This window comes from Neisseria sp. P0009.S007 (assembly GCF_051962515.1).
In genome coordinates this window covers 1-482 of sequence record NZ_JBQCVF010000871.1, presented here as the reverse complement: position 1 = coordinate 482, position 482 = coordinate 1, and the positions used below count along the sequence as shown (strand labels likewise).

The following is a 482-nucleotide window of genomic DNA, read 5'->3' as shown; positions in this document are numbered from 1 at the left end:
CGTCCATACCGCGTGTAACCAGCTGCGCGCGCGTATAACCCAGCGCATATTGCAATAACATCCGCGCTTCATTTTTGGGCAGTGCCGATTGGCGCAACCATTCATCAAGCGTCATTTTTCGTCCCATCTGCCAGCGTTGTGGCTTTTCTTTCCTTATTCTTTCCGGCAAACGTACCGATGGTGGCAACCGAAAATGCGGCATACCACAAATAAAATCCGGCACCGTAGCGTACGATATCCGCCGTATTCTCAGCTTCATCGACGTGTACGGCTTTCACACTGAAGGCCACCAGCGCCAAGCCCCAAAGTGCCGCATGGACAGGTACGACCTTCTTCCGCAACGCCAGCAAAACAATGGCTGCCAACCAAACATAATTCGCATAGGCCGCACAATATCTTATATCCAAAGAAGCAAAGATCGACCCAAAAATCAAAACGGTTACCCCCTTCATGCTTTCATGATTGCCCAAATAAAATGCAAC

The 482-nt window shown here is 49.8% G+C and carries 1 protein-coding gene and 1 pseudogene; both read right to left on the bottom strand.

Annotation, left to right across the window (positions count from 1 at the left end):
* Positions 1–115, bottom strand: a pseudogene (locus ACTHS3_RS16865) (peptide chain release factor N(5)-glutamine methyltransferase); the annotation flags it as partial.
* On the bottom strand, positions 105–482 hold a 378-nt coding region (locus ACTHS3_RS16860; RefSeq protein WP_440368623.1), incomplete at its 5' end, for a hypothetical protein. The pseudogene ACTHS3_RS16865 and the gene ACTHS3_RS16860, both read right to left, overlap by 11 nt.